The organism is Plantactinospora sonchi (assembly GCF_036422035.1).
Taxonomy (GTDB): domain Bacteria; phylum Actinomycetota; class Actinomycetes; order Mycobacteriales; family Micromonosporaceae; genus Plantactinospora; species Plantactinospora sonchi.
In genome coordinates this window covers 47860-74158 of the sequence record NZ_JAZGQK010000031.1, presented here as the reverse complement: position 1 = coordinate 74158, position 26299 = coordinate 47860, and the positions used below count along the sequence as shown (strand labels likewise).

Genomic DNA, 26299 nt, shown 5'->3' with positions numbered 1-26299 from the left:
CGGGCGGGCAACGGAACTGCGGCTACGGGCCCGGCGGCGCGTCAGGTGGTGCCTGGGCACGCGTGGGGGCACGAGTGTGCCGGCTGGTCGTCGTGCCGTCCGCCGCAACGGCAGTCAGCCCCGCAGGAAGTCACACAGCGTGACGGGGGATTTGTCCCCGCCCCGTGTCTGCAAGGTGTCCGGATGCGATCCAGATCGAAAACCATCGATGTCTGCGCGTCGCGTTCCACGTCGTCCCGAGGTGGGGGCGGCCGTGTCTGGCCCCTCGGTTCGGCGTCGTTGCCGATCGAGTGGCGGGCCCGGCAGTCGCCTCAGGTCGAGGATTGCGGAGCCGCATCCAAACATCTATCTTCATACGTGTGATGTTTCGTTCGTGTCAAGCGAGCGTTTGCACCGTAAGAACCTGAGCCTCCGCGCCACCGCCGAAAGTTCGCCGTCCGGGCGGACAACCGGCTCGGCATGCCGCGGACGTACCACGTTGTTGACTACTATCCGTAAGGCTTTTGCGATGTCAGATCCACCGTCTGCGCCGCTGCTCGTGCTGCGGGGCATCGGCAAGTCCTTCCTCGGGGTACGCGTCCTCACTGGTGTCGACCTCGACGTCCGGCCGGGCGAGGTGCACGCCGTCGTGGGTGAGAACGGCGCCGGGAAGTCCACCCTCATGAAGATCGTCTCGGGGAGTCATGTCCCGGACGAGGGCAGCGTCGAGTTCGCCGGTGCGGCGCGGGCGTTCCGTGGTCCGCGCGACGCGCAGCGGGCCGGCATCGGCATCATCCACCAGGAGTTCAACCTGCTGCCGGAACGCACCGTCGCGGAGAACGTGTACCTGGGCCACGAGCCGCTGCGCCGTGGACTGGTCGACCGCCGCGAGATGCTCCGCCGCACCGGTGAACTGCTCGCCTCGATCGGTGAGACCGCGCTGCCGGCCGACGTCCGGGTGGGGCGCCTCGGCGTCGCACAGCAACAGGTCGTCGAGATCGCCAAGGCACTCGCCCTCGACGTGCGGCTGCTCATCATGGACGAGCCCACCGCGGCGCTGGCCGACCACGAGGTCGAGCTGCTGTACGGGCTGGTGCGCCGGCTCCAGGAGCGGGGCATCGGCCTGCTGTACGTCTCACACCGGCTCGCCGAGGTCTTCGACCTGTCCGGTCGGATCACGGTCCTCAAGGACGGCCGCCGGGTGACCACCGTGCGGACCGCCGACACCACCGCCGACGAACTGGTGCGACACATGGTCGGCCGGGAACTGTCCAGCTACTACCCGGACCGGGCCGGCCCGGAGGACCGCGGCCCGGTCCGGCTCGCCGTCCGCGACGGGGGAAACAGGAAGCTGCGCGGTGTGAACCTGGAGCTGCGGGCGGGTGAGGTACTCGGCGTCGGGGGCCTCCAGGGTGCCGGACGGTCGGCGTTGGCCCGTGCCCTCTTCGGGGTGGCCCCGCTCACGACCGGCGAGGTCACGCTCGACGGCACACCGGTGCGGCTGCGTTCGCCGCGCGTCGCGATGCGGGCCGGCATCGCCTACGTCACCGAGGACCGCAAGGGCGAGGGCATCGTCGCCCGGCAGTCCGTACTCGACAACGCGCTGCTCGCCAGCCGGGCCGTCTTCGCGGCCCGGTCCGGCCGCGCCGCCCGGACCGTGCGGGTCCGTGAGCTGCTCGCCGCGGTGGAGGTTCGCGCCGCCGACGACGGCCAGGAGATCCGCTTCCTGTCCGGCGGCAACCAGCAGAAGGTCGTGCTCGCCCGGTGGCTCGCGCTCGACCCGCGGATCCTGCTCTTCGACGAGCCGACCCGGGGCATCGACGTGGGGGCGAAGAGCGCGATCCACGACCTCGTCCGCCGCCTCGCCCGCGACGGGGCGGCGGTTCTGATGATCTCGTCCGATCTGCCGGAGCTGCTGGGGATGAGTGACCGGATCGTCGTCATGCGCGACGGCCGCGTCGCGGGCGAGTTGCCCGCCGGCGCGACCGAGGAGGACGTCGTCGCCCTGGCCGTCGGGACCGTGTCGGAGGCGGTCCGGTGAGCGTGAGGAGTGAGCCGGGTTTGCGAGCCCCGCAGTCGCGAACAGAGGCGGTCCGGTGAGCGGTCTTTCCCTCGTGCCCGCCCGACGGGCCGTACCGGGCGTGTTCGTGGCCCTCGCTCTGGTTCTCGCGATCGGTTGGCTGGTCGTGGCGCTCGACGGCGGCCAACTGTTCAACCAGTCGACGACGGTGAGCCTGCTGCACGTCGCCGCCGGGCTCGGGCTCGTCGCCGTCGGCCAGACCCTGGTCATCCTCGGCGGTTCGCTCGACCTGTCCGTGGCGTACGTGATCAGCCTCAGTACCCTCGTCGCGGCCGAGACGATGAACGGCCGCGACGGCGCGCTGCTGCCGGCGGTCGGGCTGGCGCTCGCCGTGAGCGCCGGCGTCGGGCTGCTCAACGGGCTGCTCGTCACCAAACTACGGATCAACGCGTTCATCGCGACCCTCGGCGTCGGGCTGCTGCTCAAGGGGTACCTCGACAACGGTTACGACGGTCCTGCCGGCACCACCGCCCCCTCGCTCGTGCAGACCCTCGGATACCAGCGGGTCGGTCCGGTACCGCTGTCCTTCCTGCTGCTGGTCGTCGTCACCGGGGCGGTCTGGTTCGCGCTCTCGCGGACCCGGTTCGGCCACCACCTGGTCGCGATCGGCGGTGACCCGGAGGTCGCCCGGCTCTCCGGCGTCCGCAACGACCGGGTCCTGGTCACCGCCCACGTGCTCTGCGCGCTCTGCGCCGGCCTCGCCGGGATCTACCTGGCCAGCCGGCTCGGCTCGGGGGCGCCCCGGGTCGGCACCGAGGGTCTCTACGACCTGGAGTCGATCGCCGCGGTGGTGATCGGCGGAACCGCCCTCGCCGGTGGACGCGGCGGTGTCATCGGCACCATCGGCGGCGTGCTGCTGCTGGCCAGCATCGACGCCATCTTCAACCAGCTCGACGTGGACGCCTTCTTCAAGCAGGTGATCCGTGGCGCCATCATCATCGCCGCGGTCGCCGTCTACGCCCGCCGGGCCCTGCGGAAGGCGGACTCGTAGCCATGCAGACCGTGCAACGACCCCCGCTGCCGCTGCGGATCCTGCGGTCCCGTACCGGTGGCGTCCTGCCGATCCTGACGATCCTCGCGGTGCTCACGGTGCTCGTCGCCGTCCGGCAGCCCGACTTCCTCGCCCCGTCGTCGCTGATGTCGTTCCTCGGCCGCTCGGCGCCGATCATCCTGCTCGCCGCCGGCCAGTACTTCGTGATCGTCTCCGGCGAGTTCGACCTCTCCGTCGGCTCCCTGGTCACCGCCCAGGTCGTGGTCGCCGCCCGGCTCATCGACAGCGACCCGTCCCGCACCTGGCCGGTGGTACTGCTGCTGCTCGCCGGCGGTGCGGTTGTCGGTCTGGTCAACGGTCTGGTCACGACGCGGCTGCGGGTGCCCTCGTTCATCACCACCCTCGGCATGTTCCTGATCCTCGTCGGCGCGGTGTACCTCTGGTCCGACGGCGCTCCGAAGGGCGGGCTCTCCGAGGAGTTCCGCCAGTTCGGCCGGCGCGCGTTCGAGGACGTGCCGGTGATCGGTCGTCTTCCGTACGCCCTGGTCGTCCTGCTCGTCGTCGCCGTGCTGGCCGTGCTGCTGATGCGTTCGGACTTCGGCCGCACGCTGGTCGCCGTCGGCGACAATCCGCGTACGGCGGAGCTGAGTGGCGTGCCGGTCTGGCGTACCCGGACCATCGCCTTTGTCCTCAGTGGGCTGGTCGCGGCGGTCGCGGCGATCCTCCTCGGCGGCTACAGCGGCGTCTCCTTCCAGGCCGGTGCCGGCCTGGAGTTCGGGGCGATCACCGCGGTCGTCCTCGGCGGTGTCGCGTTGGGTGGCGGTCGCGGTTCGGTGGTCGGCGCGATGCTCGGCGCGCTGGCCCTGGAACTGCTCTTCGCTCTGATGAATTTCTACGGCGTCTCCGGCGCCCTCAGATCGACCGTCCAGGGCGCGATCATCCTGTGTGCCGTGGCGGTCTCCGCTCTGCGTTTCTCATCCAGATGAGGGGATTTCTTGTGAGACGTCGTTTGGCGGCGCTGGCCGCGGTCACCCTGCTGTCGCTTGTCGGCTGTGCCACCGACCAGCCGGCCGCGACCCCGTCGGGCACCACCACCGGTGCCGCCGGGGCGGGCACGGGCGAACAGTCGAAGTTCTTCGTGCAGGCCGACTACGACAACGAACTCTCGCTGCTCGCCGCCACCCCGACCGGCCCGGCTGACAAGCCGTGGGAGCAGGCGCTCAACCCGACGATGGTGGACACCGCGAAGTTCAGGAAGGCCGGCCCGTACAAGATCTGCTTCTCCAACGCGGCACTCAACAACCCCTGGCGGCAGGTCGGGTTCAAGACCATGCAGGCCGAGGTCGAGGCGCAGAAGAGCCGGATCGCTGAGTTCGTCCACGTCGACGCCGAGGGCAAGGACCAGAAGCAGATCGCGGACATCAACGACCTGCTCGGCAGGGGCTGCGACGCGCTCATCGTCTCACCGAACACCACCGCCACGCTCACCCCGGCGGTTGAGGCGGCCTGCCGGGCCGGCCTGCCGGTTGTCGTCTTCGACCGGGGCGTGAACACGAAGTGCCCGGTGACGTTCATCAACCCCATCGGCGGGTACGGCTTCGGCCACGTCGGGGCCGAGTTCGTCAGCCAGCGGATGAAGCCCGGCGGCAAACTGCTCGCCCTGCGGATCCTGCCCGGCGTCGACGTGCTGGAGACCCGCTGGTCCGCCGCGAAGATCGCCTTCGACAAGTCCAAGGTCGACGTCGTCGGAGTCGAGTTCACCGACGGCGACCCGGCCAAGACCAAGAAGATCGTCGACGACTACCTCCGGCGGCACGGCACGATCGACGGTGTCTGGATGGACGCCGGTGCGGTCGCGGTAGCGGCGGTCGAGGCGTTCCAGGACGCGGGCAAGCCGGTGCCGCCGATCAACGGTGAGGACCAGCTCGACTTCCTGAAGGTCTGGAAGGACGCGAACCTGACCGCGATCGCGCCGACGTACCCGACCTACCAGTGGCGTACGCCGATCATCGCCGCGCTGCGGATCCTCGACGGCCAGCAGGTGTCCAACCCGTGGAAGCTGCCCCAGCCGACGATCAACCGGGAGAACCTGGACACCTTCCTCGACCCGGACATGCCGCCGCTGCACTACGCCATGTGCGGCTGCACCGACCTGCCCGGTTACCCGCAGCGCTGGAAGTAGGTCCTGGTGTACGCCATCGGTGTCAACCCCTGGGTGTGGGCCTCGCCGGTCGACGACGCGGCCCTGGCCGAGCTGATCCCACGCATCGCCGACTTCGGTTTCGACGCGGTCGAGTTGCCGATCGAGCAGCCCGGCGACTGGGATCCGGTGCACATCCGGGACCTGCTGGCGACGTACGGCCTGGCCGCGGCCGGCGTCTGTGCGGTCACCCCACCCGGGCGTGACCTCGTGGACGCCGCCCCGGCCGTCGTCGAGGCGACGGTGACGTACCTCAAGGGCTGTGTCGAGAGTGCGGCGGTGGTGGGTGCGCCCTGTGTCGGGGGTCCGGTCTACGCCGCGGTGGGCCGGACCTGGCGAATGGCCCCGGGGGCCCGGGCCGCCTGTTATGCGGACTTCCGGCGGGCGCTGGCCCCGGTCGCCGACCACGCGGGGGAGCGGGGCGTCTCCATCGGGGTCGAGCCGCTCAACCGCTACGAGACGAGTGTGGTCAACACCGTCGAACAGACGGCGGAGCTGATCGACGGCCTGCCGTCGAACGTCGGCATCATGATCGACACGTACCACATGAACATCGAGGAGGCCGACCCGTACGGAGCCCTTGTCCGGGCTGGCCCGTACATCAAGCATGTCCAGGTCAGCGGTACCGATCGAGGCGCCCCCGGCGCGGATCACCTCGACTGGCCCCGCTTCTTCGCCGCGTTGGCCACCACCGGTTACCGGGGCGCGGTCTGTATCGAGTCGTTCACCGCCGAGAACGAGACCATCGCCACCGCCGCGTCGATCTGGCGTCCGCTCGCCCCGTCACAGGATCGGCTCGCCCAGGACGGCCTGAAGCATCTCCGGCGGATTCTCGGCTGAACCGCCGACCCTCCGCCCGACCGCGCCCGCTGCCGGTGGCGACCCGTGCTCAGCGCCGACAACCGTGCAGCGTCGACCAGTCACATCCGCACATCGGCCACACCACCACCCCCGTTCCAGGTAAGGAGACCTCCCGTGTCCGTACCCCCGATTCCCGCTGCCCGGCGGCGCACCCGGGTCGGAGCCGCGGCGGCGGCCTTGACCACCGTGGCCACCGCGACCGTGGTGGCCGTTTCCACCCCCGCGCTCGCGGCCACCACCACCCTCTACGCCGCACCCTCGGGCAGCGGCACCGCGTGCACCGTCGCCGCGCCCTGTTCGGTGACCGGCGCTCAGACCGCGGTCCGGTCCCGCACCGCCTCGATGTCCGGTGACATCGTCGTCGAACTGGCTGACGGGGTGTACCGGCTGACCTCCCCGCTCCGGCTGACGGCCGCCGACTCCGGCACGAACGGTTACCGGGTGCTGTGGCAGGCGGCGCCGTCGGCCCGCCCCGTGCTCAGCGGTGCCCGCCCGGTCACCGGCTGGTCCCTCGTCGACGCCGGGAGGAACATCTGGCGGGCCAACGTCGGCGCCGGCGTCGACACCCGGCAGCTCTACGTCAACGGCGCCATCGCCACCCGGGCCCGCACCCAGGTCAACCGGGCCGACTTCACCGCGGACAGCACCGGCATGAGGTTCACCAACAGTGCCCTGAGCTACCTGAACAACCTGGCCAACGAAAACCGGATCCAGATGGAGAGCGTCAACTCGTTCACCGACCGGTACGTCTCGGTGCAGAGCATCAGCGGCAACCTGATCACGATGCAGCAGCCCGGCTGGAGCAACAACAACTTCGGGTACGACACCTTCACCAGCCCGCACCGGGCCGGGCCGCTCTACCTGAACAACGCCTACGAGTTCCTGGACGCGCCCGGGGAGTGGTATCTCGACCCGGCGAGCGGGGCCCTGTCCTACATCCCGCTCAGCGGCCAGAACATGAGCACCGTCAGTGTGGAACTGCCGACGCTCCAGTCGTTGGTGCAGGTCGGGGGCAGCTACGACGCGCCCGCCCACCACATGACCTTCAGCGGAATCACCTTCACCGGCACGAGCTGGCTCGGGCCCAGCAGCAACCAGGGCTACGTGGACCAGCAGACCGGTGCCTACATCGCGGGCAACTGGAGCTGGCCCAGCTTCGCCTCGTGCCACAACGGCTGCCCGCAGTTCGAGGCCACCCGACCGAACTGGCTGCAGTCGCCCGCCGCCGTCCAGGTCTCCGCCGCCAACAACATCACCTTCACCGACTCCCAGTTCGTCAACCTCGGGCAGACGGCCATCGGCATCGGTAACGACTCCACCGCCCACGCCAGCGGGGTCGGGCTCGGTGCCAGCAACATCACCGTCACCAGGTCCGAGATCGCCCGCAACTCGGCCGGCGGCATCGTCGTCGGCGGTGTGCGCGCGGACGCGCACCACCCCAGCGACCAGCGGATGGTCAACCGGGACATCACCATCAGCAACAACCGCCTGCACGATCTCGGCCTGGAGCACCGGGGCATCGTGTCGGTGCTGACCACCTACGTCACCAACGCCACCGTCTCGTACAACGAGGTCTACAACATGCCGTACACCGGCATGTCGATGGGGTACGGCTGGGGCGCCAACGACGCCGGGGGAAGCAACCACTACGCCGACCGTGGGCTGTACAACTACCAGCCTCGGTACTCGACGCCGACGACCGCGTCGAACAACCGGCTGATCGGCAACTACGTGCACGACGTGATGCAGCAGATGAACGACGGCGGATGCATCTACACGCTGTCGGCGAACCAGGGCGGGTTGATCAGCGACAACTACTGCCTGCGGACCAACGGCTACTTCGGCGTCTACTTCGACGAGGGCTCGCGGTACTGGACCGCCAGGAACAACGTCTTCTCGAACACCGGTACCTGGGCCACCGCCAACTACTGGTTCGCCGAGAACATGGGCAACTTCACCGTCACCAACAACTGGTCGACCAACGGCAGCACCAACGTCACCAACGGCGACCGGGGCAACGTCGTCTCCGGCAACGTCACGGTGACGGGCGGCAACTGGCCCGCCGGCGCCCAGGCCGTGATGGCGGCCGCCGGCCCACAGAGTAGTGGCAGTGGCGGACAGAACGTGCAGCTCGTCGGGGGTCAGTCCGGTCGCTGCCTGGAGATCGGCGGATCGAGTACGACCAACGGCACCCAGGCGCAGCTCTGGGACTGCCACGGCGGGTCGAACCAGCGGTGGACGTACACCGCGGGCAGGCAACTGACCGTGTACGGCAACAAGTGCCTGGACGCCTCCGGCCAGGGCACCACCAACGGCACCCTGGCGATCATCTGGGACTGCAACGGTCAGGCCAACCAGCAGTGGAACGTCAATCCGAACGGCACCGTCACCGCGGTGCAGTCCGGACTGTGTCTCGACGCGAGCGGCCAGGGCACCGCGAACGGTACGAAGGTGCACCTCTGGGCGTGTCACGGCGGCACGAACCAGCAGTGGAGCCTGCGTAGCTGACACCAGGGGATGAGTGGGGCCGGGCCCGGGGCGCGGCCCCACTCTCCGAACTCACCCGGCGGCGGCCACCGTCGCGGGCGAGTTCACGGCTGACGCCTCGTGGTGACCGGGGTGCGGGCAGATCTGGCTGTCCAGGGGTGGACCCGACCGGGACCTCGCCGATGGAGCGGAGCATGCCAGCCAGCGGAGATGACGCGACGAGCCTGGTCGTGGCGGCACAGGCCGGCGACCGGCGGGCGCTCGACGAACTTGTCACGGCGTACCTGCCGCTCGTGTACACCGTCGTGCGCCGAACACTGGGCGATCTGCCCGATGTCGACGACGCCGTGCAGGAGACCATGGTGCGCGTTCTGCGGGAGCTGCGGGCGCTGCGGGCGCCGGGGAGCTTCCGGCCGTGGCTGTTGACGATCGCGACGCGCCAGGCCAGCAGCCACCTGTACCGGCGGCGGGCCGACGCCGACCGGACCGTGCCCCTCGCCGAGGTGACCGGTGCGCCGGACGCCGACGCGGAGGCGCTGACCCTGCTTCGGATGGAGCTGTCCCGCGAGCGCGGGCAGGTGATCCGTGCCAGTTCCTGGCTGGACCAGCACGATCGGAGACTGCTTTCGCTGTGGTGGCTGGAGACCGCGGGGCTCCTGACCAGGACGGCCCTCGCGGCGGCGGACGCGACGAGCGTGGCGCACGAGGGGGTACGCCTCCAGCGGATGCGCCACCAGCTGGAGTTGAGCCGGTCACTCGTCGCCGCGCTGGAAGCCCGTCCCAGGTGTGCACGGCTGACCGCGACCCTGGAGGACTGGGACGGCGTACCGAGCCCGCTGTGGCGTAAGCGCATCACGCGGCACACCCGCTCCTGCCCGGTCTGCTCGCGCGTCAGGCGGCCGGTTCCCCTCGAGCGGCTCATTGTCGGTCTCGCGCTGCTTCCCGTCCCGCCGGTGCGGAACGGTCGCGACCACATGCCTCCGGCTTTCATAACAGAAAACTGCTGTGGTTCTGCGTTTCCGTCATTCGGGCACCGTCACGGAAAAGTGTTATCAACCGTGCGCGTCGGAGGTCCGCGCCTGAAGCGGGTTGTGGGGAAGTCGAATTTTGCGTAGGCGTCCCGGTACCTCTTGAAGGCCGCGTAACAATCTGGCAATCTGCGTACATCGATGTGAGCGCTCTTCTCTGAGTCGTCCTTCATGCGTAGGACCAGGTGGGCAGGAGGTGTTAGCGCTAACAAGTGGGCGTCTCAAGTTGTGACGGAGGATCGATGAGGTGCCGGTCGTCGGTCACCTCCGAGCAAGCGGGGTTCGGCGTAGGCGCGGGCACCGCTGTCGCTTTCGGATGAGGACCGCATCGGCGGCGGACACCACCGACATGGCGAACCCACCCGCCGAACTCCCCACCGGGACCACCGCCGCCACGCGGCGCCGGACGCTGCCCCGGTAACGATGTCGAAAGGCTACTGACCGATGAACGAATTTGAATACCCGACCAGATCTCCCAGGCGACGGTGGTGGACGAGAGTGCTCATGTCGCTGCTGGCGGCCGGGTCACTCGGCGCCGGCATGGTGCTGCAGTTCGCCGGCCCCGCCAGCGCCGGCACCACGTTGGGTGCCTCGGCGGCGGAGAAGGGCCGCTACTTCGGCGCGGCCGTCGCGGCCGGGCGAATGGGCGACAACACCTACCTGACGATCCTCAACCGTGAGTTCAACAGCGTCACGGCCGAGAACGAGATGAAGTGGGACGCGACCGAGCCGCAGCAGGGACGGTTCAGCTACACCAACGCGGACCGGATCGTCAACCACGCCCGGTCGCGGGGGATGTCGGTACGGGGCCACACCCTGCTGTGGCACGCACAACAGCCGGGTTGGGCGCAGGGCATGTCCGGCAGCGCGCTACGCAACGCGGCGATGAACCACGTCACCCAGGTCGCCAGCTACTACCGAGGCAGGATCCACTCCTGGGACGTGGTGAACGAGGCGTTCGCGGACGGCAGCGGCGGCGGGCGGCGGGACTCGAACCTGCAGCGCACCGGCAACGACTGGATCGAAGCCGCCTTCCGCGCCGCGGACGCCGCCGACCCAGGCGCGAAACTCTGCTACAACGACTACAACACCGACGGGATCAACGCGAAGTCCACCGGGATCTACAACATGGTGCGCGACTTCAAGGCCCGTGGTGTGCCGATCGACTGCGTCGGGTTCCAGTCGCACCTGAGCAACTCGGTCCCCGGCGACTACCAGGCCAACCTGCAACGCTTCGCCGACCTCGGCGTCGACGTACAGATCACCGAGCTGGACATCTCCGGGTCCAACCAGGCCGCCGTCTACGGCACCGTCACCCGGGCCTGCCTCGCGGTCGCCCGCTGCACCGGCATCACCGTCTGGGGCATCCGCGACACCGACTCGTGGCGTACCGGGCAGAACCCGCTGCTCTTCGACGGCAACGGCAATAAGAAGCCCGCCTATGACGCGGTGCTCAACGCCCTCAACAGCGGCAGCGTCCCCAACCCGGGGCAGGTCGACACCAGCGCCTGGTACGTGTTGGTGAACCGCAACAGCGGCAGGGCGTTGGACCTGTACAACCTGGCCACCAACGACGGGGCGCGGATCACCCAGTGGGCGCGTAACGACGGTGCGTGGCAGCAGTGGCAATTCGTCGACTCCGGTGGGGGCTACTACCGGCTGAGGTCCCGGCACTCGGGCAAGGTGCTCGACGTCGCCAACTGGTCCACGGCGGACGGCGCCGCGGTAGTGCAGTGGACCGACCTCAACGCGGCCAACCAGCAGTTCCGGCCGGCCGAGTCGGCGGGCGGGTACCTCCGCCTGATCAATCGCAACAGCGGCAAGGCCCTGGAGGTGCAGGGCGCGAACGTCAACGACGGCGCGAACGTCGTGCAGTACACCGACTGGGGCGGCAACAACCAGCAATGGCAGCTCGTCCGCGTCGGGTAGGCAACCCGCAGGCCGTCGTCCTGCCCTGGCGGATGGGGTAACGGCCCGCCAGCTCCACCCGTCGGGCCGGACGACAGGTGGAAAAGGCCGGAGCGTGGGTTTCAGGCGCGCGACGGCAGCGGCATGAACGCCGACATGTCCGCTGCCTCCGCGACCTGGGGAGGGCCGGCGTGGAGAGGGCAAGCTCCGCGCCGGCCCGGCCGGCGGTCACCAGCCACGACGAGGTGACCTGCGCGGCGGTGAGCGGGAAACCCTGCGGCGGTACGGCAACGTCCGGCGGCGCGGCGTCGCGCAACACGTCGGCCACTCGACCGGACCGTGGACCTGAGGATCTCGGTTGTCCGGCCGTACCATCTCCCGGTGATCTCCCGACACCGACGGCTGGTTGCCGCGTCCCTCCTCCTGGTGTCGGAGGCGGTGGTCTTCGGGCTGCTCGTCACCGAATCCGTGACCGGTGCGATCGCCGCCGTGGGCATCACCTGCGTGTCGTTGTGGGTGCACATCGTCCTGCACGAGTGTGGGCATCTCGTCGTGGCGAAGCTGCTGCGTCTGCCGGTCGTCGCGGTCCGTATCGCACCCTTCAGCGGGTGGCGGAACGAGGTGTCGGTCCGGCCGGCACCGTCGACGACCGCGTTGCCGTCGCGGATGGTGCTGTTCTACCTCGGCGGTCCGCTGGCGAACCTGTGCACCGCGACGGTGCTCGGTGCCGCGACGGCGCTGACGAGCAATCCGATGGCACGCCTCGCGCTGCTCGGCACGGCGATCCTGGCCGCGCTACTCGGATTGGCCAGTTTCATCCCCGGGATCTCGCCCCGCAGTGACGGCCGCAGTCTGCTTCGCTGGCTCGTGGCGCCGACAGCCACCCGCGCCGCGCTACAGGCGGCCTACTACCGGGAAGAGGTCAGCAGAACGGTGTGGGCGATCGTCCGGGAAGAACTTGAGGACGATCCTCTCGGACACCTGGTTCGCGCCGGCGACGACCCGCGACTCGCGCTCGCTGCCGTCCTGCGGCGCTGGAGCACAGAACACGTGTACTCGGCGGCGGACCTCGTCGCCGACGCCGAGCGGCTCGCGGCGCTGGCTCGCGCGGAAGGCACCGACCCCTCGGCCGCCGCCGCGATCGGGCAGGTGCTCTCCGTCCAGTTCGGGATGTGGTACCTGTACGTCGCGGTGGTGGACGGATCACCGGTCGAACACCGCGAGGTGGTGGAGATCTCGGAGCTGGCCCAGCTCGCCTTCGACGTGCAGCCGCACGTGTTGTCCGCGCGGGTCGCGATGAGCCTGGCGCACCTGCTCAACCAGCGGCCGGACGAGGCGCGGTCGCTGCTCCTCGACATTCGGCCGGGTGTCGACCCGCCGGAGCTGTGCGGCGTCGCTTTTCTGCTGCGGGCCATCGCCGAGTGGCACGTCGGCAACCGGGCCGACGTGGAGACCCTCGTCAGGGCGGCCGGCGGCGACTACCAGCAACTGACACAGGTCGTTGCCATGATCCGGGCAGCCGATCCGGTGCCTCCCCTGTTCGCCCCGGCACCGACGGCTGACATCTGACCGGCGAGGGGACGCCATCCTGCCGTCAACCCGCCGCCCGGGTAACCGGCCCGGCAGGGTGATCCTCGGTGTCGTCGCTGCCGGTCTGCGCGATTCTCGCCAGTTCGTCGTGCAACGCCGGGGTGAACCCCACCGCGGTTTCGCGCAGCGCCCGGGCGAGTGGACCCGCGGTCGGTGCCTGCTCATTGCGACCCAGCCACACCCACACGAACTGTTCGAACCACTCGGTCTCGTCGCTGGTCAGATCTTCGCGCGCCGCCATGGTCGCGAGGACGACGTGGGCGGGGGGCTGCTCGGCAAACCGTGTGAGCCAGGTGCGGGTGAGGCGGAGAACCGTTTTCCGGATCTCGCAATCCAGACCTGGTTCGGCGAGAAAAGCGGAAAGCGCGAATCGGGACTGGGCCGCGTCGATCCCACGCTCAAGGACGGTCAGGTACTGGGCAGCGACCGCCTGAACCCTGTCCGGGTACTCGGACTGGCGTCGGAAGAGGGCCGCGATGACGTACCGGCCTCGGAAGGTGTTGAGCTTCGGTCGACACAGCCAGATCTGCGCCGCCCTGAACGCCTCGATCAGGAATTCCTCCGGCAGGTCCGTGCTGTCCAGCACCTCCGGGATGATGTCGCTGGCGCGGGACGAGGCAGCCTGGGCGTTCAGCCAGCCCACCGCGGCCTGGAGCACCCGGTGGCGGGTCTGCTCGTCGGTAGCCTGCGATCTCAGCAGGAGGCCGATGACCGACCGTGCCTCCTTGACGGATCCGAAGCAGGACAGCCACTGCAGGGCCCGCTCGGTCAACCGCGCGATCGTATCGGGCTCGCCGGCCGGAACGCCCGGAGTGTTCTCCGGCGAGACGACTCGGAGTAGTGCGCGAAGGACGCCGACGGACGAGGCCTCCTGCCACCACAGATCCAGCCAGGATGCCGCCGTGTTCACGACCAGGGCCCGCGTCTCGGCCGGTACGACGTCAGCTTCCAGCAGCGCCTGCAGCAGATGACGTGCGGTGAGGTGCTCGCTGTGCACCTGCAACCAGGTGTCGCTGGCGGAGTACGCGGTGGTGCGTAACCCGTCGGGTAGCCCGTCGGTGTGAATGATCACCTGTAGGAGGTAGTTCGCGCTGTGGTGTCGGCCGTGGGTCTGCAACCAGGCTTCGGCGGCGGCGTACGCGGTGGTGCGTAACTCGTCGGGTAGCCCGTCGGTGTGAATGATCACCTGTAGGAGGTAGTTCGCGCTGTGGTGTCGGCCGTGGGTCTGCAACCAGGCTCGGGCGACGGCGAACGTGACGCCGCGCGACTCCTCCGGCAGGTCGGCGGCAGAGACGAGTGACTGCAACAGGTGGCTCGCTGAGTAGTGGTCACCGTGGGTTTGCAGCCACGTTTCAGCGGCGGCGAATGCGGTGCTGCGTAACCCGTCGGGTAGCCCGTCGGCCTGGATGACCACCTGCAGGAGGTAGTTCGCGCCGAGGTGCTGGCCGTGGATCTGCAGCCACGTTTCAGCGGCGGCGTACGCGGTGGTGCGTAACCCTTCGGGTAGCCCGTCGGCCTGGATGACCACCTGCAGGAGGTAGTTCGCGCTGTGGTGTCGGCTGTGGGCCTGCAACCAGGCCTGCGCGGCGGTGTACGCGGTGCCGCGTAACCCGTCGGGTAACCCGGCGGTCTGGATGGTCACCTGGAGGAGGTAGTTCGCGCTGAGGCGTCGGCCGTGGGTCTGCAACCACGTTTCGGCGGTGGCGTACGCGGTGCTGCGTAACTCGTCGGATAGGCCGTCGGCCTGGATGACCACCTGCAGGAGGTAGCACGCCGTCTCGAGCGTCCCGTAGCTCGACAGCCAGTCGGACGTCGCCGCGCGGACTACCGTGGCCATCTCCGAGGGCAGGGCGGGGTGGGTCAGCGCCCTTCGGATCAGGTAGTCCGCGGTGGGATCGTCCGAGTTCTGCTCAATCCACCTCCGTGTGTGATCAAACGTCTCCGCGACGGCCTCGCCGTCGAGGTCCTGGCGGGTCAGCAGATGCGCCAGCACATAGGTGGCTTCCGGCCGCGTGCTGTGCTGGGCGAGCCAGGCCCGGGCCGCTCCGACGAAGTCGTGGACACGCTCCTGCGGCACCGCGGCGTTGGAGAGGAAACCCGGCAGCACGAAACTTGCGTCGATGGTCTCGCCGTGCGCGCGTAGCCAGGACAGCGCGCGGGTGACGAGCGGCGCGACGACGCCGCCGGGGAGATGTTTGATCCTGCTCATGGCGCGCAGGAGGTACGACGCGCCCAGTTGGGTGCCGTTCGCCGCCAACCACTCCAGGGCGAACCCGGTGAGCCGTTCCAGGTCGGGATCCGCCTCGTGATCCAGGATGTCGCACATCAACGTGGAGCTGAGCAGGAAATCGGACCAGGCGTCGCGGGAGTGCAGGTGGAGCCAGCCGACGGCCAGCCCCACGGCGGCCCTGGCCCGGTCCGGGGGGAGGTCGTCGCGGCGGAGCAGCAGTCGGAGAAGCTGTTCCACCTTGGCCAACGGACGTCCGGTGAGCCAGGCGATCGCGTGGTCGGCCAGCTCGGCGGTGACATTCTGGCTTTCGGAGGACAGGTCACGCACGGCCGCCAGCAGGAGAGAGAAGGCTTCCAGCTCGCCGCCGAGCCTCGTCAGCAGCGGGCTGAACGCGTGGTCCCAGTACGCCTGCCGGGTCGTCGTGAGCATGCCACTGCTCACCATCACCGCCGCGGTCCGGGCGCCGTCTCCCGGGTCCTGTAGCAGCAGCCGTATCACCGGGTCGCGATGTTCCCCGAACCAGCGGTCGATCTGGCTGACCAGATCCGCCGCGCGGTCACTTTCGTCGATGTCGTCGACGAGCCGGCCGAGCGCGACGAGCGCGTGCTCCAGGGAGGCCAGCCGTCCGCCGACGGCGTTCATGAGTTGTGCTGTCACCGTCGGGCGCGGGGCGCGTGTGGTGCTCCAGAACACGACTCCGGTGACCAGGAAATCGGTGACGACGTCGTGCACGGAGTCCAGCACGCCGTCGCTGCTGATGAGCCAGCCCATCTCGATGATCAGCCGCAGCAGGTTCGCCGCCGAGGCGCGGTCACCGAACATGTCCGAGGCGGCATCCAGGAGCGCCGACTCGTCGCCCGGTGTGGCCAGGAACACGGCCGCCGCGGCCTTGATGTGGACCTGCACCTCCGGGCCCCACAGGCTTTCCGGGGAGTCGAGCCGTGGTACGAGCTGGTCCTCGTCAAGGCGGAACTCCAGCCACTGCCGGAGGTCCTGAGCATCCATGCTGGCGCGCGGGAGGGCCGGCAGCCCGCGCGTGACCCGGTCCTCGATCTGTCGAGCCACCAGCAGGGTGAGGATGGGCCGGGTGGTGTCGGTGTACCCCAGCAGGGTGTCCAGACCGAGTTGTTCGGCGGCGCGGGGAGCAACGGCCTGCGCCATGAACGCACAGATGGCCCGCAGGTCCTCGGCCTCAGGCTCGAGCCGGATCTTCTCCAGGGCAACGACGTCGCGGCTGTGAAACGGTGTGAGCAGCCAGCCGGTACGGGCGCTGGCGAGAACGGCGAGGTGCGGGCTGGATCCGCGTCGGCTCTGCTGGACCAGGGCGAGCAGCTGCGGGAGGTCGAGGTCCTTGGCCATGCTCTGGTTGAGGTAGTCGACGACAAGCAGCACGGGTGCGAAGCTCGACCGCACGACTGCGGCCAGATGGTCCACCACTCCTGCGGCGTTCCCGGGACGCACGTGCAGAACTGTCCAGCCATCCCTGACGGCCAAGCCGGCGACCTCGAGCAACGTGCGTGTCTTGCCGATGCCGCCGTGTCCGCTCACCAGGACGGCATTCGGGCCGTCATCGGCACGCAACCGCTGCCAGAGGTTGCGGGGATGCCAGGCGGCCTCGGGGCGGGGCTCGACGTAGGGCATGACGTCGTAGAGCAGGCTGGACCGGTAGCCGTTCAGTGAACGCAGAACCGTCTGGTGGTGCACGACGCACGCCGGGCCGGCCGGGCCGGGCCGCACGATGTGCAGGGGGAAGCTGCGGGTTATCCCGAGCGAGGGCCACCAGTCGTCCGCCAGCTCCGTGGCGAGGGGGATGGCGGTGAGCGCGCTGGGACCTTCCGGCAGGCCGTGTGTGGTCACCACCCCGACCAGGTGCCCGTCAGCAAAAACCGGCGCTCCCGAAAACCCCTGCCAGGGGGACCCCGACTCGACATTCGCCGGAGGGCTGCCACTGACATCTACGCGCAGCAGCGCTTCACGCCGCCGGGTCAAATCCTCTATCTTGCCGACGGCGGAGTAGGTGCTTCGGGCGGCTCCGCCCGGAGCCTCCATGAACCGGGGCCACCCCACGACGCGCACCGACTCCAGCGATCCCATGCCCGTGCGGTCGATCTCGGCGACCGGGAAGGGGGATGCGTCCAGCCCAGGGTCGTCGATTTCGACGACCGCCAGGTCAGGACCCGTGCCGGTGCCCGGCAGCCGTGGGTCCCCCAGACGTACGACGCGCCCGGTGTACTCCTTGCCCACGGCGTCGTTCAGGAGCACCGTGCGGGCGTCGGCGACGACGTGGGCGCAGGTGAGGACGGCTCGGCCCGCGATGAGGAAGCCCGAGCCGAAGCCGTATCGGCCGTCGGGATGGCCGACCCCTCGATCGGCGGCTATCCCGAGGACGCGTTCCGCGACTTGCATCGAAGGTTGACTACGGGTCACCTCACCGCTTCAACTGGTCTGCCGAGTCGGAGATGCTCACCTGGTTGCCCTGAGCGTCCACCGGAGCTCCGAGTTGCACGGTCACGGTGCTGACGACCTCGTTGTTGTGGCTCAACTCGCCGCCCAGTTCTGTCTGGACGAACGGAACCTTGAACCCGGCCTTGCCGGTCTTGGTGCGTGTCGCGACGACCTTCAGCTCGATCGTCGCCGACGTCACCGGGAACTTCGGATAGCTGGTCCGTGTGACGGCGGCTGCCGCAAGATCGGCCTTCAGGGCCTCGATCGCCTCAGCGAGGCCCCATCCCTGAGCGTCGTCGTCGATAGTCACTGGCTCGCCCTTTCTCCGCTCGACCGGCCCGGCGGTCGCACAGTGGACCGTATCAGTCAGGGTCCATGACGGGCCGGGGCCGAGTCGGCGCACGGGGCGAGCGCTCCGCCGCGGCGCGCGGCAGCGGCGGGCGGCAGCGGCGCGCCAAGGCGCTGGCCTTCTACACCGAGAAGCTGGGGTTCACCAAGAAGACCGACGTCCCCGCCGGCGGGGCCCGCTGGCTCACCGTGGTGTCCCCTGCCGACCCGGACGGCGTCGAGTTGCTGCTGGAGCCGGACGGTCACCCGGCGGCGGGTCCGTTCAAGACGGCCCTGGTCGCCGACGGCATCCCGTTCACCCAGTTCGCCGTCGAGGACGTGTACGCCGAGGTCGAGCGGCTCAAGGGGCTGGGCGTCGAGTTCACCCAGGAGGCGACCGACCTGGGGCCGGTGGTCACCGCCGCCTTCGACGACACCTGCGGAAACCTGATCCAGATCGCCGCCATGAAGTAGTCCAACGCCTCTCGGGCGCACAACGGGGCCAGGTGGTGCTCCGTGGCCTGCGGGTCCATCGTCGGTCAAGAGCGAAACGTCGTCATGCGGCTGCGTCACCGTGGCGTCGGCGGGAGTGGCCCTCCTGGTCAACCGGCTTCCGCGTACTCGGCGAGAATCTCGTCGACCACTCGTGCGGCCTTCTCTGCCACAGGGTGATCGCGGTGCGGCGCACCGGCGTAGACCACCAGCGCCTTCCACAGCGCCCAGCCCCGTCCACGGGCCCATGTGCCAGGGTCCGTGTCGAGCGTCGCGCGGAACGCTTCGCGGCTCGCTCCGGTCAGCAGCGTCCAGGCGATCGCCACGTCACAGGCGGGGTCGCCGACGCCGCAGGTGCCGAAGTCGATGACGGCGGCCAGCGCGCCGTCGCGGACCAGGAGGTTTCCCGGGGCGATGTCACCGTGGAACCACGCCGGCGGGCTGTCCGAGGACGCGCGCAGCGCCAACTGCCAGATTTCGGTGACGACATCCCGGGGTACCCGGCCGTCGAGCGCCTCGGTCGCCCGTCGCGCCTGGGGGTCGTAGACCCGCAGCGGCCCACCGCGAAACCAGTTGTGCAGCCCCGGCTCGGGTCCGCCGGTCGGGTCGACGCGTCGCAGCGCGACGAGGAAGGTGGCCAGGCTGACCGCGAACCCGGTCAGGTCGGTGATGGTGTTGATGCCGGCGACGTCGCCGTCGATCCATTCGTACACGGACCAGTGGAAGCCGAACTCTTCGTCGGGCTCGCCCTTCGCCAGCGGTGTGGGTATCCGCAGCGGCAGCTGTGGCGCGAGTACCGGCAGCCAACGGTGTTCCTTCTCCACCGCGAGCGCGTACTCCGCGGCCGTGGGCAGCCGTATCGACATACGGTCACCGAGGTGAAAGGTCTGGTTGTCCCAACCGCCGGTGGCGACCGGCCGCAGGGGCAGGTGAGCCCAGCGCGGGAACTGCCTGGCGATCAACCGTCTCGCCAGAGCCACATCAACCATGCGTCGATCCGGTACGGGGACGGTGTCCGGGTCAGAGGTCACGCCACAACGTCACGGTGAGGACGCCCCGACGGCAACCGAATTCGCCCCCGGCCCTCGGGTGACCGCGAATTCCCGCGACGACCTTCCGTCCTCGCGCCGGCCGGGAGCGACCACGGTCGACCGGGCCGGCTACCGGTGTCAGGCTGCCGACCCCTTGACAGGCCGCCCGCGCTGCCGCAACATTCTTGAAACCTGAATCGATTCAAGCAAGCGCTTTCCCGGCAATGGGTACGCCATCGCCGGCATGTCCACCTGCCGCTGTGTTTCTCGGCCTCACACGGCTAGCTCGACCCGCTGCGCGGCCCTCGATCGCCGCGCGGGCGGAGCTGAATCGTTTGTAGGGCGGGAGCGGTGCCATGGACAACAACCAGGCTCTGATCACCTGCCGAACGCTCCACGTCGGCGCCGGCGAGAAGCGTTCGGCTCGGCGGGGCGGTCGCGGTCGGGACCGACCCGATCACGCTCGCCCGCGACGCTGTCCACCCGGAGCCATGGGCACCCCCGGGTCACCGTCGACCTGACCGACGCACGGTGCCGCTCCGAATCTGACATCTCGTTCGACGCCCACGACGGCCGCTCCGGTACCGCCGTCTTCGGGCATTCAGACAGGAGGATCAGTCACATGGCCGCAGAAGTGTCCCGACGAACCGCTCTCGGACTGGTGGGCGCCGCCGCCGCGGCTCCCGTCCTGCTGGGCCGGGACGTCGCCTGGGCGGGGCCCAAGGCGCCTGACGTACAAATCCTGATCAACGGTGCGCCGGCGACGCCCGGCAGCCACCCGTTCCCGGGCGACATCAACACGCTGGTGCTCGACAACGGACTGATCCGGTTCACCTTCGGCCGGGACGACGCGGCCGGCGGCATCGTCACCGGCTGGACCGACGTCTCCATCACCGCGACCTCGGTCGTGGTGGACGGCGTGGAACTGGCGCACAACCTCAACGGCACGGAGCCCCGCGACCCGGACCGCCAGCACTCGTTCTACGTCGACGCGGGCGGCGGATCCAGTCGGCTGGTCTGTACCGAGGTCCGGGTACTGCGGGTCGGCAGAGATCTCGTCGAGGTGGCGTTCGTGGACAACACCAGCCCGCGGCTGCGCCACGAGCACCATCTGATCATGCGGCGCGGCCGGCGGGGCCTCTACGGGTACGACATCCTCACCGCCGTGGTCGCGCAGTCCATCAACGAGGTCCGGATGAACACCCGCTGGGACCGGGCCATCCTGGACCACGCGTTCAACTGGGAGCGTGGCAAGGGTCAGCAGCCGACGTACGCCTACCTGGGTACGCAGGTCGCGGTCCAGGACGAGGCCCGGCGGGTCGACGGCATCAACAACCCGGACCTGCCCTCGCCGGAGAGCAACTCGGGCAACCTGCCGCCCGGTAGCGTCTACTCCAAGTACGACTGGAGCCTGTACCACCACGAGAACCCGATGTTCGGGCACTACGGACACGGATTCGGCGCCTGGTTCACGCCGCTCGGCGGGGTGACCGACCAGACGCTCTGTGCGTTCTACGGCGTCGGCCCCAACCACCAGGACCTCGCCATCCACCAGGACGCGCTGATCCTGAACTACTTCGGTGCCAACCACTACGGGCTGCCGGCGTATCCGCTGTTCGCCGGATACCAGCGGCTGTACGGGCCGTGGTTCACGTTCGTCAACACCGGCGACCCGGACGACCCGGACGCGATGATCGCCGAGGCGGCCGAGATCGCCAAGGCGGAGATCGCGGAGAACCGGGCCGGTTCGTCCTGGATCGTCGACCCCTTCTACCCGCCGCCCGGCCAGCGCACCACGGTCACCGGCCGGCTGCGCATCGCCGACGGCCGGCCCGCCGGCGGGCACTGGGTGCTGCTGTCCACCCAGGACGTGGCCGACGTCTACACCATCCACGAGCCGACCTACTTCGTGAAGACCGCCGACGACGGCAGCTTCAGCCTGCCCGGAATCCCGCCGGCCTGGCAGCCGGGCACCCGCACGCCCGGCACGTACAACCTCTATGTCTTCGCCGCGACCGGGTCGGTGACCGACCAGCTCAAGCTGACCGGGATCACGGTCAGCGGACGACGGCACGATCTCGGCGACATCGAGTGGGCACCGACCAACCACAGCACGTTCCTCTGGCAGATCGGCGCCGCCGACCGGATGGGCGGCGAGTTCGCCCTCGCCACCGACCCGGAGACGTTCACCAACCCGCGCAACTTCGAGAAGCCGGCCCGGGTACCGGGGGACCTCACGTTCACCGTCGGGGAGAGCTGGGAGCCCCAGGACTGGTACTACGCCCAGACCAACGCGGGCACCTGGACGATCGCGTTCGAGTTGGACCGCGCGTACACCGGCACCGCGTACCTCACGGTCTCCAGTTCGATGCAGCGGAGCGGCCGGCCCACCGTGGCCGTCAACGGTTCCACGACGGGCATCACGGGCTCGCTGCCGAACAACAACGACTCGACGATCGCCCGCCAGGCCGACCGCAGCGGATTCCCCCGGCTCGCCACGCTGTCGTTCCCGGCGTCGATGCTGGTGGTCGGGACCAACACGATCACGTTCACCCGGGGCGCCGGCGCGCCGGAGGGCAACGGGCTGGGCTGGGACACGCTGCTGTTGGAGGCGGACGAGGACTCGGCGCCCCGCCCCGCGCGGCTCACCGGCCGGGTGGTCGGTGTCGACCGCGGGCACCACGGCCGGCCCGGTGCCACGGTCTGGACGGTCGAGGTGACCAACACCGGCCGTGGCGCCGCCAACGACGTACGGCTGGACGGCTTCGCACCGACCGGACCGGGTAAGGCCGGCAGGTCAGGCCACGCCATCACGAGCCGGGACCCGGGTCGGTTCCCGGTCCCCGTCGCGGCCAGCATCCCGCCCGGCGGGACCGCGAGGTTCGAGGTGCGGGTGGACCTCACCGGCGCCCCGAATCTGTTCCGGAGCAGGTTCGAGGTCAGGGTCAGTGCGAACGGTGGGCGGACCCGGGCCGCGTTCACCGGGCGCTGACGCCCGTGCCGGGGTCCGACCAGGTGGCGTCCGGCGGCGACCACCGATGAGAAACCCCGTCGCTGGTGATGCCTCGTGCCCGCCGCCGCACGGGCACGAGGCCACCCGTGCCGTACGGGTCCGCCGGCATTCTCCGTGTACCCGATCCGACCGGGGCCGGCGCCACACGCCGACGCCGGTGGTGACCCCGCGACCGTCGTCGTGCGGCGCCCTGAACCATTCCCGTCCCTGTCGCTCGAGGCACAGGCGCCGATCCAACAGGAGAGAACCCATGGAAAATCCGGAACTTCCGTATCCAGGCCGTACTTCCGGTCCGGACCCGGCTGGGGAGCGGGGCACCACCAGGCGGACCCTGCTCCGAGTCGTCGGTGCCTCGCCCCTGGGCCTGGCGGTCGCGACAGCCCCCGGCTCGGCATCGGGTTCGACGATCCCCGCCGCGCGGGGCGGAGCCGCGGTGCACGGATGCGTGGCGAAATTCGGCGCGTTCCCGACACTGCCCATCAGCACCGTCCAGGATCGGGACCAGATGCTCTGCCAGCTGGGTATCCGGCTGCCGAGCCTGGGGTCGTGGCTCGACGACCCGAACCGGTCGTCGAACGTGACCGGGGATCCCGCTGCCCGGCTCTGGTTCGACGCCCTCGGCCAGCCGGTGCGGAGGGGAGCACTGGGTGGACTCTGGACGAGCTATGACGACGCGACCGGCGACGGCGCGGTCGGACTCGGTACCGGCGACAACCCCGAGGTCGACGGGTGGGAATACACCCCGATCGAACTGTTGTCGATGAAGGACGGGACGCGGGTGCGGACGCCCGACGACTGGTGGAACAGGCGCCGCCCGGAGATCCTCAAGGCGGCCCAGGAGGAGCTGTACGGCAGGATCCCGGACCGCCGCCTGTGGCCGAAGATCACCTGGGAGCTCGGCGAGGTCTCGTACGGCACGGCGGACGGCGTCGAGTACGCCGAGCGTACGGTGACCGGAAACATCGACACGTCCCGCTATCCGCAGCTGCGGAACGCGCCACGGCTCTTCGGCACCCTGCGGATCCCCCGACAGGCGTACGACGCCCGGGCCAAGGTCCCGGTGGTGATCGTGTTCCGTGGTGCGGGAAGCGGAACCGAGAGATGGTCGCACCTGGGGCCGGTGGGGTGGGGCATCCTCGGGTTCGCCAACGCCCAGCTCCAGCCCGACAGCGGCGGGGCGAACATGTCCAGCTACATCATCGGCCTGATCAACAAGGGCAACTGGCGGAAGCCGGACGACTGGGGCACGTTGGCCGCGTGGAGCTGGGGCATCAGCCGGTTCATCGACTTCTTCGACGCGCCGACCGGGTACGTCGGTGTCGACGCCAACCGGATCGGGGTGCAGGGGCACTCGCGGTACGGAAAGGCCACCACCGTCGCCGCCGCCTTCGATCCCCGGATCAAGGCGGCCTACGCCAGCTCGTCCGGATCTCTCGGGGCGAGGATGAACCGCCGCCACTGGGGACAGGATCTCGAGGTGGAGGGCGACTACCCCAACAACGCCGGCGAGAGCCTGGAGTACCACTGGATGGCGGGGAACTATTTCAAGTGGATGGGTCCGCTGGTCGACGATCCGGACAACCCCGGTGTCGGCCTGGTGAAGAACGGCACCTACAAGCCGCGCAGGCTGGAACTGATGAGCGTCGACGGACATTCGATGGTGGCACTGGCCGCGCCGCGTGTGGTCTACATCACCGGCGGCAACGCCAGCGACGCGTGGGCCGACCCGCGGGGCATGTACCTGGCCGCCGCCCACGCGACCGCGGTCTACCACCTGGTCGGTGTCGACGGACTGGTCGTGCCTCCGGGTACCGAATTCACCTCGGGCCCCGGCGAGTCGATCGGTGGGACTCCGCCGTTCGACGAGGCGTTCATCGAGGGGTACGTCGGCTACCGGCGGCAGAACGCCGGTCATGTCGACTCTCCCGGGTGGCCCGCGTTCGTCGAGATGTGCAAGAAGGTCTTTGATCTCGCGCCGTTCCCCGACGTCACCGACGTCAGGTCGGGGAAGAAGGTGACCAGCCGGAAGTGGAAGGTCGAGGGCCTGACCGGTCCGACCCGGGTCAGCGTCGTCAACGGCGAGTACCAGACCAGGGGAGGCTGGAGCAGTAGGCCGGGCGTGATCGAGAACGGACAACAGATCCGGGTCCGGCACACGAGCTCCCGCTGGGCCGACGCGCCGGTGGTGACCACGCTGAGGATCGGCGACGACACGTACACCTTCACCAGCATCACCGCTGCCGACAGTGGCCATCCGATCCGACCGGGTCACGACCGCCCGTAGGCGTGGCTGGTCGGAAGGTCACCGGGTCGCACACCGGGAGGCCCGGGCGTGATGACCGGGCGGTCGGCGCCACCGGCTGGCGCCGACCGCGAGGCGTACTCCGGCGTCGGCCCGGCCGCGCCGGGGTACGCCGTCCGGCTGCCCTGGTCGCGCCGCGCTGGCGCTGTTCGCCGTCGGCCCGGTGGCCTTCCCGAAGCCCGACCGGCCCCGCAAGGGGCGCCGGGCAGTACGGATCACAGTGTCGCGGAGGGCGGCCGAAGAGGTGGTGCCGTCGCCACCGCCGGGCGCGGCCGGTCTCGGCAGTCGGGTGATCCCGGCCGGACGCGGTACGGGCTGACCCGTCGTCCACCGATCGGTTGACCGGCAGACCCACCGGGTCCCGCGCCAGCCGTGGCTGCGTGGTCGATTCGACGCCGGGGTGCGGACGGCACGCTTCTGACATGGCAATCATCGAGGTAGAGAACCTCGTCAAGCGCTACGGCGAGCACACCGCCGTGGACGGGGTCAGTTTCGCCGTCGAGCAGGGCGAGATCTTCGGCATCCTGGGCCCCAACGGGGCCGGCAAGACCACCACCGTCGAGTGCGTCGAGGGATTGCGCGCCCGGGACGGCGGCGCCGTACGGGTCTGCGGCATCGACCCGCAGGGCGACACCGGTGAGCTGCGGCAGCTGCTCGGCGCGCAACTGCAGGAGAGCGAGCTGCCCGACAAGCTCAGGGTCGGCGAGGCGATGGAGCTGTACAGCTCCTTCCACCGCGACCCCGTCGACTGGCGGGAGCTGATCGACACCCTGCACCTCGCCGACAAGCTCAACACGCAGTTCCGGCGGTTGTCCGGCGGGCAGAAGCAGCGGCTGTCGATCGCCCTCGCGCTGGTCGGCAACCCGAGAGTCGCGGTGCTGGACGAACTCACCACCGGCCTCGACCCGCAGGCGCGACGCGACGCCTGGGACCTGATCGAGGGCGTCCGCGACCGCGGCGTCACGATTCTCCTGGTCACGCACTTCATGGAGGAGGCCGAACGGCTCTGTGACCGCCTGGCCGTTATCGACTCGGGCCGCGTCGTCGCGCTCGACTCGCCGGCCGGGCTGGTCGCGCGGGTCGACGACCGGCAGCGGATCCGGTTCCGGCCGTCCGCGCCGTTGGACCACGCCGTCCTGACCGCGTTGCCCGAGGTCACGTCGGTCGAGCGGGCCGGCGGCCAGCTGGTGGTGACCGGTACGGGGAACCTGCTGCTCGCCGTCACCACCGTGCTCGCCCGCCACCAGGTCATCGCGGCCGATCTGCGGGTCGAGCAGACCTCGCTCGACGACGCGTTCGTCGCGCTCACCGGCCGCCCCATCGACGCCTGAGGAG

Annotated in this window: 16 protein-coding genes; 13 read left to right on the top strand and 3 right to left on the bottom strand. The window is 69.7% G+C overall.

The annotated features are described in order from the left end of the window. The first annotated feature begins 508 nt into the window (after nt 1-508). From V1633_RS30230 to V1633_RS30190, 9 genes are all read left to right on the top strand, one after another. Nucleotides 509-2020 (top strand): sugar ABC transporter ATP-binding protein, encoded by a 1512-nt coding sequence (locus V1633_RS30230; RefSeq protein ID WP_331217706.1) that lies wholly within the window; start codon nt 509-511, stop codon nt 2018-2020. Between the two features lie 55 nt (nt 2021-2075). Next, nucleotides 2076-3050 (top strand): ABC transporter permease, encoded by a 975-nt coding sequence (locus V1633_RS30225; RefSeq protein WP_331217705.1) that lies wholly within the window; start codon nt 2076-2078, stop codon nt 3048-3050. A gap of 2 nt (nt 3051-3052) precedes the next feature. Then, nucleotides 3053-4036, top strand: a complete 984-nt coding sequence (locus V1633_RS30220; protein WP_331217704.1) for an ABC transporter permease — start codon at nt 3053-3055, stop codon at nt 4034-4036. 11 nt (nt 4037-4047) lie between these two features. Beyond that, on the top strand, nt 4048-5232 hold the full coding sequence (locus tag V1633_RS30215) for a substrate-binding domain-containing protein (protein ID WP_331217703.1): 1185 nt from the start codon (nt 4048-4050) through the stop codon (nt 5230-5232). 6 nt (nt 5233-5238) lie between these two features. Then, on the top strand, nt 5239-6090 hold the full coding sequence (locus tag V1633_RS30210) for a sugar phosphate isomerase/epimerase family protein (protein WP_331217702.1): 852 nt from the start codon (nt 5239-5241) through the stop codon (nt 6088-6090). A gap of 135 nt (nt 6091-6225) precedes the next feature. Next, nucleotides 6226-8619, top strand: a complete 2394-nt coding sequence (locus V1633_RS30205; RefSeq protein ID WP_331217701.1) for a ricin-type beta-trefoil lectin domain protein — start codon at nt 6226-6228, stop codon at nt 8617-8619. A 173-nt stretch (nt 8620-8792) separates the two neighbouring features. Further along, nucleotides 8793-9713 (top strand): RNA polymerase sigma factor, encoded by a 921-nt coding sequence (locus V1633_RS30200; RefSeq protein ID WP_331217700.1) that lies wholly within the window; start codon nt 8793-8795, stop codon nt 9711-9713. Nucleotides 9714-10130: 417 nt separating this feature from the next. Further along, a complete protein-coding gene (locus tag V1633_RS30195; protein ID WP_331217699.1) occupies nt 10131-11555 on the top strand; it encodes an endo-1,4-beta-xylanase in 1425 nt (474 codons plus the stop codon). A 360-nt stretch (nt 11556-11915) separates the two neighbouring features. Next, nucleotides 11916-13103 (top strand): zinc metalloprotease, encoded by a 1188-nt coding sequence (locus V1633_RS30190; protein ID WP_331217698.1) that lies wholly within the window; start codon nt 11916-11918, stop codon nt 13101-13103. Between the two features lie 25 nt (nt 13104-13128). Here the strand turns inward: V1633_RS30190 and V1633_RS30185 are convergent, their stop codons facing one another. After that, complete coding sequence (locus tag V1633_RS30185; protein WP_331217697.1) at nt 13129-17760, bottom strand: serine protease; 4632 nt, start codon at nt 17758-17760, stop codon at nt 13129-13131. 22 nt (nt 17761-17782) lie between these two features. Continuing rightward, on the bottom strand, nt 17783-18109 hold the full coding sequence (locus V1633_RS30180) for a trypco2 family protein (protein WP_331217696.1): 327 nt from the start codon (nt 18107-18109) through the stop codon (nt 17783-17785). A 65-nt stretch (nt 18110-18174) separates the two neighbouring features. Here V1633_RS30180 and V1633_RS30175 point away from each other — a divergent pair, with 65 nt between their 5' ends. After that, nucleotides 18175-18600 (top strand): VOC family protein, encoded by a 426-nt coding sequence (locus V1633_RS30175; RefSeq protein ID WP_331217695.1) that lies wholly within the window; start codon nt 18175-18177, stop codon nt 18598-18600. A 128-nt stretch (nt 18601-18728) separates the two neighbouring features. Here the strand turns inward: V1633_RS30175 and V1633_RS30170 are convergent, their stop codons facing one another. After that, nucleotides 18729-19607 carry an aminoglycoside phosphotransferase family protein gene (locus V1633_RS30170; RefSeq protein ID WP_331217694.1) on the bottom strand — a complete coding sequence of 293 codons (879 nt, stop codon included), beginning with the start codon at nt 19605-19607 and terminating at the stop codon, nt 18729-18731. A 664-nt stretch (nt 19608-20271) separates the two neighbouring features. Between V1633_RS30170 and V1633_RS30165 the strand changes: the two genes are divergently transcribed. From V1633_RS30165 to V1633_RS30155, 3 genes are all read left to right on the top strand, one after another. Then, nucleotides 20272-22641 carry a polysaccharide lyase family protein gene (locus V1633_RS30165; RefSeq protein WP_331217693.1) on the top strand — a complete coding sequence of 790 codons (2370 nt, stop codon included), beginning with the start codon at nt 20272-20274 and terminating at the stop codon, nt 22639-22641. A gap of 466 nt (nt 22642-23107) precedes the next feature. Then, nucleotides 23108-24946 (top strand): glucuronyl esterase domain-containing protein, encoded by a 1839-nt coding sequence (locus V1633_RS30160; protein ID WP_331217692.1) that lies wholly within the window; start codon nt 23108-23110, stop codon nt 24944-24946. Between the two features lie 440 nt (nt 24947-25386). Then, entirely contained in the window at nt 25387-26295 is a 909-nt protein-coding gene (locus tag V1633_RS30155) for an ABC transporter ATP-binding protein (protein ID WP_331217691.1), read from the top strand. Nucleotides 26296-26299: the final 4 nt, after the last annotated feature.

What these genes read in the sequence shown, in the direction of transcription:
- V1633_RS30155 (WP_331217691.1), top strand. Translation starts at nt 25,387, where the DNA reads ATGGCAATCATCGAGGTAGAGAACCTCGTCAAGCGCTACGGCGAGCAC.
- V1633_RS30170 (WP_331217694.1), bottom strand. Translation starts at nt 19,607, where the DNA reads ATGGTTGATGTGGCTCTGGCGAGACGGTTGATCGCCAGGCAGTTCCCG.
- V1633_RS30195 (WP_331217699.1), top strand. Translation starts at nt 10,131, where the DNA reads ATGTCGCTGCTGGCGGCCGGGTCACTCGGCGCCGGCATGGTGCTGCAG.
- V1633_RS30185 (WP_331217697.1), bottom strand. Translation starts at nt 17,760, where the DNA reads ATGCAAGTCGCGGAACGCGTCCTCGGGATAGCCGCCGATCGAGGGGTC.
- V1633_RS30220 (WP_331217704.1), top strand. Translation starts at nt 3,053, where the DNA reads ATGCAGACCGTGCAACGACCCCCGCTGCCGCTGCGGATCCTGCGGTCC.
- V1633_RS30165 (WP_331217693.1), top strand. Translation starts at nt 20,272, where the DNA reads ATGGCCGCAGAAGTGTCCCGACGAACCGCTCTCGGACTGGTGGGCGCC.
- V1633_RS30200 (WP_331217700.1), top strand. Translation starts at nt 8,793, where the DNA reads ATGCCAGCCAGCGGAGATGACGCGACGAGCCTGGTCGTGGCGGCACAG.
- V1633_RS30230 (WP_331217706.1), top strand. Translation starts at nt 509, where the DNA reads ATGTCAGATCCACCGTCTGCGCCGCTGCTCGTGCTGCGGGGCATCGGC.
- V1633_RS30175 (WP_331217695.1), top strand. Translation starts at nt 18,175, where the DNA reads ATGACGGGCCGGGGCCGAGTCGGCGCACGGGGCGAGCGCTCCGCCGCG.